General features: G+C 72.3%; 11 protein-coding genes and 3 pseudogenes. 6 read left to right on the forward strand and 8 right to left on the reverse strand.

Annotation, left to right across the window (positions count from 1 at the left end; all coding sequences use genetic code 11):
* The 4 genes and pseudogenes from AB0M80_RS36690 to AB0M80_RS36705 all read left to right on the forward strand — a co-directional run.
* A pseudogene (locus AB0M80_RS36690) lies at positions 1-102 on the forward strand (sigma factor-like helix-turn-helix DNA-binding protein); the annotation flags it as partial.
* Between the two features lie 46 nt (positions 103-148).
* A complete protein-coding gene (locus AB0M80_RS36695) occupies positions 149-2,329 on the forward strand; it encodes a YcaO-like family protein (protein ID WP_364574147.1) in 2,181 nt (726 codons plus the stop codon).
* Between the two features lie 10 nt (positions 2,330-2,339).
* Positions 2,340-3,572, forward strand: a complete 1,233-nt coding sequence (locus AB0M80_RS36700) for an MFS transporter (RefSeq protein ID WP_364574149.1) — start codon at positions 2,340-2,342, stop codon at positions 3,570-3,572.
* The gene (locus tag AB0M80_RS36705) at positions 3,565-4,077 is read left to right on the forward strand and encodes a GNAT family N-acetyltransferase (protein ID WP_364574151.1); all 513 of its coding nucleotides are present in this window, start codon (positions 3,565-3,567) and stop codon (positions 4,075-4,077) included. The genes AB0M80_RS36700 and AB0M80_RS36705 overlap by 8 nt, the downstream gene beginning before the upstream one ends.
* Here the strand turns inward: AB0M80_RS36705 and AB0M80_RS36710 are convergent.
* Positions 4,032-4,193 carry a hypothetical protein gene (locus AB0M80_RS36710; protein ID WP_364574153.1) on the reverse strand — a complete coding sequence of 54 codons (162 nt, stop codon included), beginning with the start codon at positions 4,191-4,193 and terminating at the stop codon, positions 4,032-4,034. The two genes, AB0M80_RS36705 and AB0M80_RS36710, sit on opposite strands and share 46 nt — an antisense overlap.
* A 194-nt stretch (positions 4,194-4,387) precedes the next feature.
* Here AB0M80_RS36710 and AB0M80_RS36715 point away from each other — a divergent pair, with 194 nt between their 5' ends.
* Positions 4,388-5,437, forward strand: a complete 1,050-nt coding sequence (locus tag AB0M80_RS36715; protein WP_364574155.1) for a DUF2235 domain-containing protein — start codon at positions 4,388-4,390, stop codon at positions 5,435-5,437.
* Between the two features lie 74 nt (positions 5,438-5,511).
* Here AB0M80_RS36715 and AB0M80_RS36720 read toward each other — a convergent pair whose 3' ends face one another.
* The 7 genes and pseudogenes from AB0M80_RS36720 to AB0M80_RS36750 all read right to left on the reverse strand — a co-directional run bounded on the left by AB0M80_RS36720 (position 5,512) and on the right by AB0M80_RS36750 (position 12,375).
* The gene (locus tag AB0M80_RS36720) at positions 5,512-6,270 is read right to left on the reverse strand and encodes a hypothetical protein (protein ID WP_364574157.1); all 759 of its coding nucleotides are present in this window, start codon (positions 6,268-6,270) and stop codon (positions 5,512-5,514) included.
* 112 nt (positions 6,271-6,382) lie between these two features.
* Positions 6,383-7,834, reverse strand: coding sequence for a glycoside hydrolase family 3 N-terminal domain-containing protein (locus AB0M80_RS36725; protein WP_364574159.1), 1,452 nt, complete (start codon positions 7,832-7,834; stop codon positions 6,383-6,385).
* A gap of 3 nt (positions 7,835-7,837) precedes the next feature.
* Positions 7,838-8,668, reverse strand: coding sequence for a carbohydrate ABC transporter permease (locus tag AB0M80_RS36730; protein ID WP_364574161.1), 831 nt, complete (start codon positions 8,666-8,668; stop codon positions 7,838-7,840).
* Positions 8,665-9,651, reverse strand: coding sequence for a sugar ABC transporter permease (locus AB0M80_RS36735; protein ID WP_364574163.1), 987 nt, complete (start codon positions 9,649-9,651; stop codon positions 8,665-8,667). Before AB0M80_RS36735 ends, AB0M80_RS36730 begins: the two co-directional genes overlap by 4 nt.
* Positions 9,648-10,949 carry a sugar ABC transporter substrate-binding protein gene (locus tag AB0M80_RS36740; protein ID WP_364574165.1) on the reverse strand — a complete coding sequence of 434 codons (1,302 nt, stop codon included), beginning with the start codon at positions 10,947-10,949 and terminating at the stop codon, positions 9,648-9,650. The genes AB0M80_RS36735 and AB0M80_RS36740 overlap by 4 nt, the downstream gene beginning before the upstream one ends.
* Before the next feature lie 312 nt (positions 10,950-11,261).
* Positions 11,262-11,555: pseudogene (locus AB0M80_RS36745) on the reverse strand (sugar phosphate isomerase/epimerase and 4-hydroxyphenylpyruvate domain-containing protein); the annotation flags it as partial.
* Between the two features lie 40 nt (positions 11,556-11,595).
* Positions 11,596-12,375, reverse strand: coding sequence for a shikimate dehydrogenase (locus tag AB0M80_RS36750; protein ID WP_364574167.1), 780 nt, complete (start codon positions 12,373-12,375; stop codon positions 11,596-11,598).
* 25 nt (positions 12,376-12,400) lie between these two features.
* On the opposite strand from AB0M80_RS36750, the pseudogene AB0M80_RS36755 reads away from it, so the two are divergent.
* Positions 12,401-12,673, forward strand: a pseudogene (locus tag AB0M80_RS36755) (MFS transporter); the annotation flags it as partial.
* Positions 12,674-12,721: the final 48 nt, after the last annotated feature.

The raw sequence follows: 12,721 nt of genomic DNA on the forward strand, positions 1-12,721 counted from the left end.
CTGGACCCGGACCTGCAGGCGGCGCTCGACGAGCTGCCCCCGGAGTTCCGCGCCGCCGTGGTGCTGTGCGACGTCGAAGGGCTGTCGTACGAGGACCGGGGCCGCGGCACGGCCCATGTCCGGCCCGTTTCCGACCGAGGGGTTCGCCATGCCTGACGACGTCCGCCCGCAGCTGACCGGGATCGAGCTCCACGACCTCGAGCCCGAGCTGTGCCTGCTCATCACGCCGAACGGCGGCCAGTTCTCGATCACCGCCCCGGTGCGGGAGTTCCGGGCGTGGCTCGGCCGGTGCGACGGCACCCGCACCCGTGAGGAGCTGCTGGCCGGGATGAACCCCGACTACGCGGAGGTGCTCGACGTCCTCGAGGCGGACGGCTGCCTGCGCGCGGGCCGGGACGAGGAGGCCGGCGCCCGGCGCCTCGCCGCGACCAGCGTGCTGCTCACCGGGGCGCCCGAGCTGACCGGCCCGCTCGCGGACCTCCTCGCGCCGTCCGGCTACGCGCGGATCGCCCCGCTCGCCGGCCTCGACCAGCCCTTCCCGGCGGATCCGGCGGACACCGTCGTCGTCGCCGCGTTCGCCCATCCGGCCTATGCCGAACTCACCGCGCTGGATGCGTTCTGCGCCGACCGCGGGGTGCGCTTCCTCCCCTTCCGCTGTGAACGCGGCCAGGGGATCGCCGGGCCCGCGGTCACCCCCGGCACCGGCCCCGACTTCGCCGACGTGCTGGCCCGCCGCCGATCCGCCGCGCTCGACCCGCGCGTGCTCGACGCCTTCGCCGCGGCCGGCGCCCCGCCCGGCCCGCGGTTCCGGCCCGGGGAAACCCGCTGGCTGCTCACCGCGCTCGCCGTCCAGCTCGAGCGCTGGGCCGGCGGCGCGCCCGCCGAGACCACGACCGGCGAACTCGAGCTCGATCCCGTCCGGCTGACCGTGCTCCCCCGGCCCGTGCTGCCCGTGCCCGACCGGCCCCGGCCGGTGGTGGCGCACGGGCCACGGCCCGACCTGCTCGTCGACGACCGCACCGGAATCGTGACCGCGGTCCACGAACTGCCCGCCGCCCCGGGCATGCCCGCCCGGCTGCGGGTGTGCGCGGTCGACGTCGCCGACATGCGGCGGGTGGCCGACTGGCCCAACGACCGCCAGGCGTTCGGCACGTCGTGGCACGACTTCGAGCTCGCCCGCGACTCCGCGATCGGCGAGGCCGTGGAACGCTACTGCGGCAGCTGGCTCCCGCCGGAGCGCCGGATCCGCCACGCCAGCTACGACCGGCTGCGCCGCGACGGCGTCCCGGCGCTCGACCCGCGCCGCCTGAACCTCTACTCGCCACGCCAGTACCGGACCGCGGGCTTCCCGTTCGCGCCGCTGACCACCGACGTCGAATGCGCGTGGGTGGAAGGCTTTTCGCACACGACGAAGGAGCCGATCTGGGTGCCGGCCTGCCTCGTCTCGGCCGACGCCGAACCCGGCGGCGCCCGGTTCACCGACCCGCTGATCGCCGGGCTCGCCGGCGGCACCAGCGTGGAGCACGCCGTCACCTCCGGCCTCGAAGAGGTGCTGGAGCGCGACACGACCATGCTCTGGTGGGCCAACACGCCCCGGCTCCGCCGGCTGGCGGTCCCCGCCGAGATCCAGGCACTGGTCGCCGACACGGCCGACACCTACGACATCACGCTCATCCCCCTGGACAACGAGTTCGCCGTCCCGATCGTCGCCGCCGCGGTCTTCGACCGCACCCGGCGCTGGCTGTCGATCGGGTTCGCGACCCGGCCCGACGCGTTCGAAGCGGCCAAGAAGGCGCTGGCGGAAGGGTTCACGCTCCAGCACACCTGCCTCGCCCTCGACGACGAGCGCGAGCTGGGCGCGATGCAGGCCGACCTGCCGCACCTGGGCAACCTCAAGCCGTACCGCGCCGACCGGCGCTACCTCGATTCCTACCGCGAGGACTTCGCCGACGTCGTGGACCTGGTGTGCCAGCAGCAGATCTACCTCGACCCACGGGCCGCGGCGCGGGTGGCGCCCTGGGTGCGCGACCTGCCGGTGCGGGCCTGGGAGGGGCTGCCGGCGCTGGGCGAGCGGCGGCTCAAGGCCTACCAGGAGCGCGTCGAAGCCCGCGGGTTCGAGGTGCTCAGCGTCGACCTCACCACCCGGGACGTCGAAGCCGCCGGGTTCCACGCCGCGCACACCCTCGTGCCGGGGCTGGTGTCGAACTTCCCGGCGGGGTTCCCGTACTGGGGCGACGGCCGGATCCGCCGCGCCGCGGTCGACCTCGGCTGGCGGGCCGAGCCCCTGCCCGAAGAGCGGCTGAACGTCTTCCCGCTCCCCCACGCCTGAGGAGCCCGGAATGGCCGTCACCGAACTGCTCGGGCTACCCCGGACCCGGGGCCGCCTGCCACTGGTCGCCGCGCAGGGTGTCGACGCGCTCGGCACGGGCCTCTTCCTGCCGTTCGCCGTCGTGTACTTCCACGCGGCCAAGGGAATCCCGCTGACCGCGGTCGGCGCCGCGCTCTCCGCCGCGGCCCTGCTCGCACTGCCGGCCGGGCCGTTCGCCGGCCCGCTGGTGGACCGCTTCGGCCCGCGGCGGATCGTGCTCGCCGCGAACCTGCTGCGGGTGGCGACCTTCACCGGGTACGTCTTCGCCGGGTCGTTGTGGCAGCTGGTGGTGCTGGCCGCACTGACGTTCTGGGGCGAAGGGCTGTTCTGGCCGGCGTCCGGGGCGCTGGTCGCGCAGGTGGCCGACGACGGGCAGCGCGCCCGCTGGTACGCGATGGAGCGGACGCTGCGCAACGTCGGCATCGGCCTCGGCGGGCTGGCGGGCAGCGCGCTCGTCATCGCCGGCGGCTACACCACGATCGTGGTGCTGAACGCGGCCAGCTTCCTCCTCGCGGCGATCCTCGTCGCGGCCTGGCGGGGTGGGCGAGCCGGCCCGCCGCGGGCCGCCCGCGAGCCCGCGCGTCGCCGGGGGTACCGGGCCGTGCTCGCCGACCGCGCGTTCCGGCGGGTGCTCGTGACGGTGTTCGTCTTCGCCCTGTGCGACCTCGCCTTGACGGTCCTGCTGAGCGCGTACGTGCTCGACACGCTGCGGTTGCCCGCGTGGCAGCCCGGGGTGCTGTTCGCCCTCAACACGGTCCTCGTGGTGCTCGCACAGACCGTCGTGGCCCGGCGCGTGGAGCGCTTCGCCAAGGCCCGGACGTTGCAGGTCGCGGCGGGGGTGTGGGCGGCGGCCTTCCTGCTGTTCGCGGCGGGGCCGCTCGCCGCGCCGCTGCCGGTCTTCGCCGTGCTGACCGTCGCCACCGCCGTGTTCACCGCGGCCGAGCTGCTGCAGGCCCCGACCAGCAGCGCGCTCACCGTCGCACTGGCGCCGCCCCACCTGCGCGGCCGGTACCTCGGGCTGGAGGAACTGCTGTGGGGCGCAGCCCGGGTCCTGGCGCCGGTGACGTTCACCGCACTGCTGGCCGCCAGCCCGCAGCTGCCCTGGCTGGTGCTGGCCGGGTCCTGCATGCTGGCGGTGGTCGTGCTCGCGGGGCTGAAGGCGGTTCCGGAGCCGGCCGCGACCCGGGAGACCGCGGATGCCTGACTGGGCCGAGCTCGGCGACCTCTACCTCGACGTCTACCGCGAACCACCGTACGGCGAAGGCGAAGCCGAGGCGGCCGAGTTCCGCGAGACGGTGTCGCGGCACGCCCTCCTCCCGGGGTTCGCGGTGACCACCGTCCACAGTGGAGAAGGCTTGGCCGGCTTCGCCTACGGCGTCGGCCGCGAGGCGGGCTGGTGGCACCCACGAGCCGCCGCGGCCGCACCGCCGTGGCTGGCCCGCAACCCGGTGTTCTACGTGTACGAACTCGCGGTCCGGCCAGGGCTGCGCGGGCGCGGCCACGGACGTGACCTGCTCGACCGGCTGCTCGACGCGCGGCCCGAGCCGTTCGCCGTGCTGGCCGCATCGACGGCCGCCCCGGCGCACGCCATGTACCGCCGGTGGGGCTGGCAACCGGTCGGCTCCCTCACGCCGGGCCGCTCCGAGTTGCTGGCGCTACTCCTTCACCGGGACAGGATCGTCGCCGCGTCGAGTTCGCCCCAGCCGTAGCGGGGGTTCCGGACCGGGCCCGTCGCCGCGTCCCGGCGGGCCGTCGTGCCGAGCTCGGTCAGCCGGTCCGGCTCCGGTGCCACGGTTCCGCGCCCGCCGTCCGGTGCGCAGCTCATCCCTTGAGCCGGCGGGTCCCGCGTGCCGCGTAACGCGGATTCACCCTGGTGCGCGAGCCATTTTCCGGGCAACGGGAAATCACCGGGCGGACGCCGATCCCGAAATCGGGAAACGGCACCGTTTCGGGTTTCGCCGAGGCGTAACGCGGCACCGGGTGCGTGCGACTCACGAGGGTCCGGACCGGGGAGGAAGCATGGCGAAACGTCTGGTGATCTGCTGCGACGGGACCTGGAACACCCTCCGCCAGCCGGCTCCGACCAACGTGGGCCAGCTCAAGAAGCTCGTCGCGCCGGCCGATCCGGCCGGCACGCGACAGCGGGTGTACTACCGCGAAGGCGTCGGCACCGGAAAGCTGTGGGACCACCTCACCGGCGGCGCTTTCGGCATGGGACTTTCGGCGAAGGTGAAGCACGCCTACCGCTTCGTCGCCGAAAACTACGAACCCGGCGACGAACTGTTCTTCTTCGGCTTCAGCCGCGGTGCCTACACCGCGCGCAGCACCGTCGGCTTCATCCGCAACTGCGGCGTCCTGCGCCCCGGCGAGCTCGGCCGGCTCGAGGAGGCCTACCGGCTCTACCGCGATCGCGACCGGGCCGGCTCCGGCCCGGACAGCCCGCGGGCCCGCGAGTTCCGCGCGAAGTACGCCCGCGAGGATCGGACGCCCATCCGGTTCGTCGGTGTCTGGGACACCGTCGGCGCACTCGGCATCCCCCTCAGCGGCGGCCGGCTGATCCACCTGCTGAACAAGCGCTGGCAGTTCCACGACATGGAGCTGACGTCGATCGTCCGGGCGGCGTTCCAGGCACTGGCGGTGGACGAGCACCGCAAGTCGTTCAGCCCGGCCGTGTGGGCACCGTCGAAGGCGGCGAACGGCCAGATCCGCGAACAGGTCTGGTTCGCCGGCGCCCATTCCGACGTCGGCGGCGGATACCCGCAGCCGGCCCTGTCGGACCTCGCCCTCCGGTGGATGGCCGACCGCGCCGAGCAGTGCGGCCTCGCCTTCAAGGAGAACGCCTTCGGGTACTTGGCGGCGCGCAACGAACTCGGCGACTTGCACAGTTCGCTCAACGCGTTCTTCCGGTGGTTCGGCTCGGCGAACCGCGTCATCGGCCGGTCGGATCCGGCGACGGAGTTCGCGGGGTCGTGCGCGCTGCACCGCAGTGAGCAGATGCAGCCGCCGTACCGGCCCGGGAACCTGCTGACGTACCTGGCGGATCCGGCGCACCGGATCATGAAGGTCTGACTGTCCGAACCGGACTGTCCCGGCACGCGAACGGGCCCCTGTCCGGGGACAGGGGCCCGTGCACGATCAGGGTGTCAGTGGTTCACCTTGAACCACGGCTGCGACCAGCCGAGGTAGGTCTGGCCCCACTTGTTCTTGATCTGCGCGATCGTCGTCTCGGTGTAGCTGCCGTAGCCGTTGATGTCGTTCGACAGGAACTTGCCGTCGCCGATCGAGATCATCGTGTGCCCGGCGCCGCTGCTCTTGAAGAAGGCGAGGCCACCGGCCGGGACCTGGTAGTCACCCGCGTGCTTGAACGAGGCCGGGATCTGGGTCCAGTGGATGTAGGCCGTCTCCGAGCCGGAGGCGGTCCAGCCGTAGTTCTGGGCGTTGATCCGGTCGCACCAGCCCTCGTAGGAGTCGAGGTCGTTGGTGTGGATGCGGGTCTTGGCGTAGGCCACCGCCTGCGCGCAGGTCTTCGGGTCGCCGGTGCCCGCGGTCGAGCAGGTCAGCGTCGAGCCGGCGCAGTCCGGCGCGACCCGGCCGTCGGAGCCGGTGTAGACGTAGGCGTCGCTGACGTAGCCGTCGCCCACCTTGTCCCAGATGTCCGAGGTGCCGTACTTGCCGTCGACGGTCGACCCGTTGGTCTGACAGGTGATGGTCACTGCGGTGCCGTCGACGATGCTGCCGACCGAGCCCGCCGTGGCGCTCGGGCTGGACCGCACGGTCAGCGCCGCACCGGAGTCGGTGTGCACAGTGCCCGTGGCCGCGAAGGCCGGGCTCGCCCCGACGACCGCAATCGCCGCGGCGATACCGGCCACCCCCGCCATCCGCTTCAGGATCCCCATGTTCATTCTTCCGTCCTCCAGTTGTCCGGTGTGCGGACAGAATGGAGGCCGCCGGTACAAGCCTCGTACAAACCGCGGGCGAATTCCCGAAGATGCGGCAAAGCGGACGAAACCGCGGTCAGGCCAGGTATTCGGCCGCGGCGCGCAGGCTGACGTACGAGCCGCTGAACGTGTCGATCCGCGGGCCGTCGCCGCCGCCGGGGCCGGGCACGCCGGTCTCCACGCGGATGAAGTCCAGCGCAGCCAGGGCGGCGAGCAGCGCACGCACCCGCGGGTGCCGGTGGGCTTCCCGGGTGACCACGACGACGCTGCGGAACCCTCGTGCCGCTTCGAGCACCGCGTCGGCGTCGTCGGGGGTCGCGGTCAGCGCCCGGGTGCCCGGCACGAGCTCGGCCAGGTGCGCGCCCAGGCCCCACGGCATCGGCCCGGCCGCGATGGTCGGCTCGGTCTGGACGTCGACCACCAGCGGCGGGCCGTCCAGCCGGGGCGCACCGGACACCCGCAGCGCCTTGCGGGCCGCCTCGAGACCGAGCCGCCGGTCGACCGGGCCCACCTTCGCCGGCGCGGGGTCGGTGCCCAGCGCCGCCGTCCGCCCGGCCGCCTCGGCCAGCCGCTCCGGGGGCAGCTCCCCCGCCTCGACCGCCGCCACGATCGCCGCGACGCACGCGTCCAGGTGCTCGGCCTCGAACGCCGCGCCGCCGAGGCACAACGCGTCCGCCCCCGCGGTCAGGGCCCGCACGGCCGACCGGCCGAGGCCGTCGTGCCGTCCGTACGCGCCGGACACCGCGCCCATCTCCAGGGCGTCGGTGATCACCGCGCCGGTGAAGCCGAGCTCGCCGCGCAGGACGTCGGTGAGCGCCGTCCGGTTCAGCGTGGCGGGCTCGTCGCCCCACGCCCGGACGACCAGGTGGCCCGACATCACCGAGCGCACCCCGGCCCGGATCGCCGCGGCGAACGGGACCAGCTCGATTTCGCGCAGTTCGTCCGGTGTGCGCGGCAGCACCGGCAGGGCCACGTGCGAGTCCTCGGTCGCCGCGCCGTGGCCGGGGAAGTGCTTCGCGCAGGCCGCGACGCCGTACTTCTGCAGGCCGGTCACGTACGCCGCGACGTGCGGCGACGCCTTCGCCGGGTCGGACCCGAACGCCCGGACGCCGATGATCGGGTCTTCGGCCGCGAGGGTCAGGTCCGCGCAGGGCGCGAGGTTCAGCGTGACGCCACAGGCGGCCAGCCGTTCGCCGAGCGCGGCGGCCACGGCGGTGGTCAGCTCCGGGTCGTCCGCCGCGCCGAGGGCCAGTGGCCCCGGCACGAACGACCCGGTGCCGACGTCGAGGCGGGTGACGTCGCCGCCCTCCTCGTCGATCCCGACGACAACACCACTGTCGCCGTCCCGCTCGCTTCGCAGCTGCGCGGTCAACGCGGCGACCTGCTCGTCGTCGACGACGTTGCGGCCGAACAGGACCACCCCGCCGAGGCCGCCGGCGATCCGGCGGCGCAGCCAGTCCGGGGCGGTCGTCCCGGCGAACCCGGGCAGGAGGACGGCTTCGGCGAGCTTTGCGGTGTCCGAGGACAACGGCTACCCCTTCACGGCGCCGGCGGTCGCGCCGGACACGAGCTTGCGTTGGACGAGCAGGAAGAAGACCAGCGCCGGGATGGCGTAGATGACCGACGCGGCCATCACCCCGCCCCAGTCCGTGGCGAACGCGGTGCGGAACGACGCCAGCCACACCGGCAGCGTCTCTTTCGGCTTGTCCTGGATGAACACCAGCGCGAACAGGTACTCGTTCCACGCCGTGATGAAGCTGAACACCGACGTCGTGACCAGGCCCGGGCCGAGCAGCGGCAGCGTCACCCGGCGGAACGCGCCGGTCTGGCTGCAGCCGTCGATCATCGCGGCCTCTTCCAGCTCGTACGGGATCCCGTTGACGAACCCGTAGAGCATCCAGACCGTGAACGGCAGCGTGGTCGCGAAGTAGATCAGCAGCAGCGACGGCAGCGTGTTCAGCAGCCCGGCGTCCCGCATCAGCAGGAACAGCGGGATGAACAGGGCCGACACCGGCGCCAGCTGCGCCACCATGACCAGCACCAGGAAGCCCTTGCGGCCGGTGAAGCGCAGCCGCGCCAGCGGGATGGCCGCCAGGGTGCCGGCGACCAGCGCGCACAGCACCGACCCGACCGTGACGATCAGGCTGTTCATCAGGTAGGTCGGGAAGTTGTCCTTGCTCAGCGCCGTGGCGAAGTTGCCGAACGAGAACGACGTCGGGATCAGGTCGTACTTCGGCGAGAGGATCTCGCCGGGTGTCCGCAGCGACGTGACGAACATCCAGTACGTCGGGAAGACGATCGCCAGCGCGACGAGCACGCCGACCACCGAGAGCACGATCCGCTGCGACAGCGGTTTCCTCACGACAGATCACCTTCCCGGGTCCGGGTCAGCAGCTGGATGTACCGGCCCGTGATGAGCGCGAGCACGATGAGCATCAGGGTCGCGATGGCGCCCGCCGCGCCGAAGTGGTTGCCGGCGATGCCCTTGAGGTAGAGCACGACGGCCAGGGTGGTGCTCTCGCCGTCGGGGCCGCCTTCGCGGATCGCCCAGATCTGGGCGAAGGCGTTGAAGTCCCACAGCACCGACAGGAACGTCACCATCGTGGTGATCGGCCGGATGGCGGGCCAGGTGACCGCGCGGAACGTCTGCCACGCGCCGGCGCCGTCGATGCCGGCGGCTTCGTACTGCTCGCGCGGCACGCCGATGATGCCCGCGTACAGGGAGAACGTCACGAACGGGACGGCCTGCCACACGATGAGCAGCCCGATCACGGTGAGCGTGCTGGCGCCGCTGGAGAACCAGGAGAAGCCGATGAAGCCGGGGAACCCGAGCCGGTCCAGTGTCTTGTTGAGGATGCCGTACTGCTCGTCGAAGATCCACTGGAAGACCGTGGTCGTGGCGATCACCGGGGTGGCCCAGGCCAGCACCAGCGTCACCTGCACGATGATCCGCACGACCGGGTCGAGGTGGCGCATGAGCACCGCCAGCAGCAGGCCGCCGAGGATGGTGGCGGCCACGATGGCGGCCGTGAAGACCAGCGTCCGGAAGGTGATCGTCCAGAACTCCGGGTCGGACAGCGTGTTCGTGTAGTTGTCGAACCCGATCCAGACGGTCTTGCCGGAGACGAGCTGGCCGATGTCGAGCTTGCGGAAGCTGATCGCGAGCACCTGGACCAGCGGCCAGGCGAGCAGTATCAAGATGGCCGCTAACGCGGGAAGCAGCAGCAGGTACGGGAGCACCCGGTCGCCGAACCGGCCCCGCCTGCGCTTCTTGGCCCGCGTGTCGCGCGGCGATGCCGGCGGGGTCGCCCCCGCCGGCATCGTCACATTGGCGGTCGCTGTCATCCGCCGATGAGCTTGTTCAGCGCTGCGTTGGCGTCGGCGGTCGCCTGGTCGAGCGTCTTCTTGCCGGTCAGGTACGCGGTCAGCATGTCCTTGACCGGGTTCTGGCCGGACTCCACGTCACCCCACTTCGGGCTGGCCGGCACGGCCTTGCCGTTGGCGGAGGCCTTCGCCATGACGCTGCCCAGCGGGTCCTTGTCCAGGCCGGTGAGGTCGGTCGACGTGCCGGGCACGACGCCGGCGGCGGCGAGCTGGCTCTGGTACTTCGCGCTGGAGAGCAGCTTGATGTACTCCTTGGCCGCGGCCACGTTCTTGCTGTTCGCCGGGATGGCCAGGTTCGAGCCGCCCAGGAAGACCGGGGCGCTCTGGCCGGCGGTCTTGCTCGGGATCGCGAAGGCACCGGTCTTGCCGGTCAGGCTCGCGTCGGTCTTCGCCGCCGTCGCCAGCTCCCAGGGGAGGCCGATCATCATGGCCACCTTGCCGGCGCCGTAGACGGTCGCCTGCTGCGGCTTGGCCTCGTCGGCGTCCTTCGGCGCCTTGGTGCCGGAGGTGTCGACGAGCTTCTTGTAGAAGTCCAGGCCGGCCTTGGCCTCGGGGGTGTCCAGGCTCGCCTTGTAGTTCTTGCCGTCGGCCTTGGCGATGTCGCCGCCGTTGTCCCAGATGAACGACAGCAGCGCGTACCAGTTCTGGCCCGGCATGTACAGCGCCTGGAAGTCGGGGTCCGAGCCGAACTTCGCCTTCAGCTTGCCGATGGCGTCGATCCACTCGTCGTTCGACGCCGGCGGCTTGGCGATGCCGGCCTGTTCGAACATGTCCTTGCGGTAGATGACCTCACGGTTGGCCGCGTAGAACGGGACGCCGAAGGTCTTGCCGTCGTAGCTGCCGGAGTCCGCGAGACCCTTCAGCCACTGTGCGCCGTTGAAGCTGTCCTTGTCGGCGGACAGGTCGGTCAGGACGCCGTCCTGCGAGGCGAACGCCGCGGTCTGGGTGTTGCCGACCTCGATCACGTCCGGCGGCGCGCCGCTGGCCAGCGCGGTGGTCAGCTTCTGCTGGATGCCGTCCCACTGCTGGATTTCGTACTTGACCTTGACCCCGGGGTGCGCGGCCTCGAACTCCTTGTTCAGCGCGTCGGTCAGGGTGGTCGGCGCGGACCCGGTCATCAGCCAGACCGTGACGTTCCCGCTCAGCGGTGCATTGCCGCTCGACGAGGCCGCGGTGTCCGAGCCGCTGGAGCCCGCGCAACCTGCTGTCGCGAGCGTGAATGCGGCGGCGCCCGCCGCCAGCTTGAGCCAGCGTTTCACTCGATGCCGTCCTTTCCATGCCCGGCCACCGTGACCAGGCGCCCCAAATGGTGTAGACCAATGTTGGGGTTAGAGTGGTACGTACCACAGGCCCTGTCAAGGCGGTTGCCGGAACGTTGTAAACGCATGCGGCGAGTAGCCGGCCGGTTACCCGCGACCGGAACGACGTGCCAGAAGTCGTCCGAATAGGAAGGTGCCTCGGACGTTTTTCACCGCCGGGGCACCGGAATCCCCCGCGCCCGCGGTGCCCGGCCACGACGAAAACCACCCCGGGAAAGACTTCCCGGGGCGGTAGAGGCGATCAGGCCGGCGTTTCACCGGTGGGACCGCGTGTCGCCGGGCGCGGTGGGCGGCCATCCGCACCGGCGCGTTGGCCACGCCGATCCGCTGCACCACCTCGAAGAACACCCGCGCCCCGGCCAGCGCGGTGTAGAGGTGCAGGAACTCGCCTTCCTCGTCCCGGTCGTAGAGCCCCGAGCGCTCCCGCAGCGCGGCCAGCCGCGAGAGCGGCAGGTCCAGCCGGGCTTCCAGGTCGTCGTAGTAGTTACCGGGGATTTCCGGCAGCGGTGCGCCCGCCGCCCGCATCGCCGCGGCCGCGGCCAGTGCGGTGCCGGACAGGCAGACGGTGGCGATGGCGGTGCGCGGTTCAGGCGGCCCGGGCGGCCTCCTCTTCCCGTGCGTCGAAGTGGCGCAACATCCGCGCCGGGTCCGGGTCGGCGCCGGTGAACAGCCGGAACGATTCGGCGGCCTGCAGTACGACCATGCCGCCGCCGTGCAGCACCCGGCAGCCGCGGGCGCGGGCGGCGGCCAGCAGCGCGGTCTCCAGGGGCCGGTAGACGATGTCGGCGACCCACAGCTGCGGACGCAGCAGCTCGGGCGGGAGGGGTGCGCCGGGGTGGGCGGCCATCCCGGTCGGCGTGGCGTGCACCAGGCCGTCGGCGCGTTCCACCGCCGCCAGGTCACCGGTCTCCGCACGGCCGTCGCCGAACCTCCGCCGCAGCGCGTCGACGAGCCTCGCGCTGCGGTGGCGGTCGACGTCGTGGACGGTGAGGCGCCCGGTGCCCAGCGACAGCAGCGCGTGCGCGACCGCCGCGCCCGCTCCCCCGGCGCCGAGCAGGACGACGTCGTCCATCCGGACGTCCGGCAGGCCGCGGGCGAACCCGGTCGCGTCGGTGTTGTGGCCGATGGCGCGACCCTGCTCGAAGACGACGGTGTTGACCGCGCCGAGCGCGGCGGCCTCGGGCGAGAGCTCGTCGAGGTGGGGCAGCACCGCCTGCTTGGCCGGGTGGGTGATGTTCAGGCCGTCGAACCCCGCGAGGCGCGCCGCCGTGAGGACGTCGGCGACCGGCCTCCGCCCCGGCGAAAGGACTCGGCCAGGGTGGGCCCGTCCACCTGCAGCGGAGGGAACCCGCGAGTTCGCGGGCAAGGGCTACATCGCCGTGCTCGAGAAGGCGTACTCCGGGGTCAACGGGGTCTGGCCGGCCCTGTACGGCGAGATGTTCAGCGCCCGGGTCCGCCTGTCCGGCACGGCGATCGGCACCCAGATCGGCTTCGCGGTGGCCAACTTCGCTCCCAGCGTCGTGGCGGCCATCGGCTCGGGCAAGCAGGATTGGCTGGGCGTCGCGATCTTCACCGCGGCGGTGTGCGTGGTGGCGGCGATCGCCGCGTCGACAGCCCGGGAGACCCACCGGGTGCCGACCGCGCAGCTGGGCGGCAAGCCACCCCTGGCACCGTCCACTGTGGTCGCGTCCACTGTGGTCGCGTCCACTGTG

The organism is Amycolatopsis sp. NPDC051045, assembly GCF_040682955.1.
Classification (GTDB): domain Bacteria; phylum Actinomycetota; class Actinomycetes; order Mycobacteriales; family Pseudonocardiaceae; genus Amycolatopsis.

Coding starts and splice junctions, on each gene's coding strand:
- AB0M80_RS36695 (WP_364574147.1), top strand. CDS start 149: ATGCCTGACGACGTCCGCCCGCAGCTGACCGGGATCGAGCTCCACGAC.
- AB0M80_RS36700 (WP_364574149.1), top strand. CDS start 2,340: ATGGCCGTCACCGAACTGCTCGGGCTACCCCGGACCCGGGGCCGCCTG.
- AB0M80_RS36705 (WP_364574151.1), top strand. CDS start 3,565: ATGCCTGACTGGGCCGAGCTCGGCGACCTCTACCTCGACGTCTACCGC.
- AB0M80_RS36710 (WP_364574153.1), bottom strand. CDS start 4,193: ATGAGCTGCGCACCGGACGGCGGGCGCGGAACCGTGGCACCGGAGCCG.
- AB0M80_RS36715 (WP_364574155.1), top strand. CDS start 4,388: ATGGCGAAACGTCTGGTGATCTGCTGCGACGGGACCTGGAACACCCTC.
- AB0M80_RS36720 (WP_364574157.1), bottom strand. CDS start 6,270: ATGAACATGGGGATCCTGAAGCGGATGGCGGGGGTGGCCGGTATCGCC.
- AB0M80_RS36735 (WP_364574163.1), bottom strand. CDS start 9,651: ATGACAGCGACCGCCAATGTGACGATGCCGGCGGGGGCGACCCCGCCG.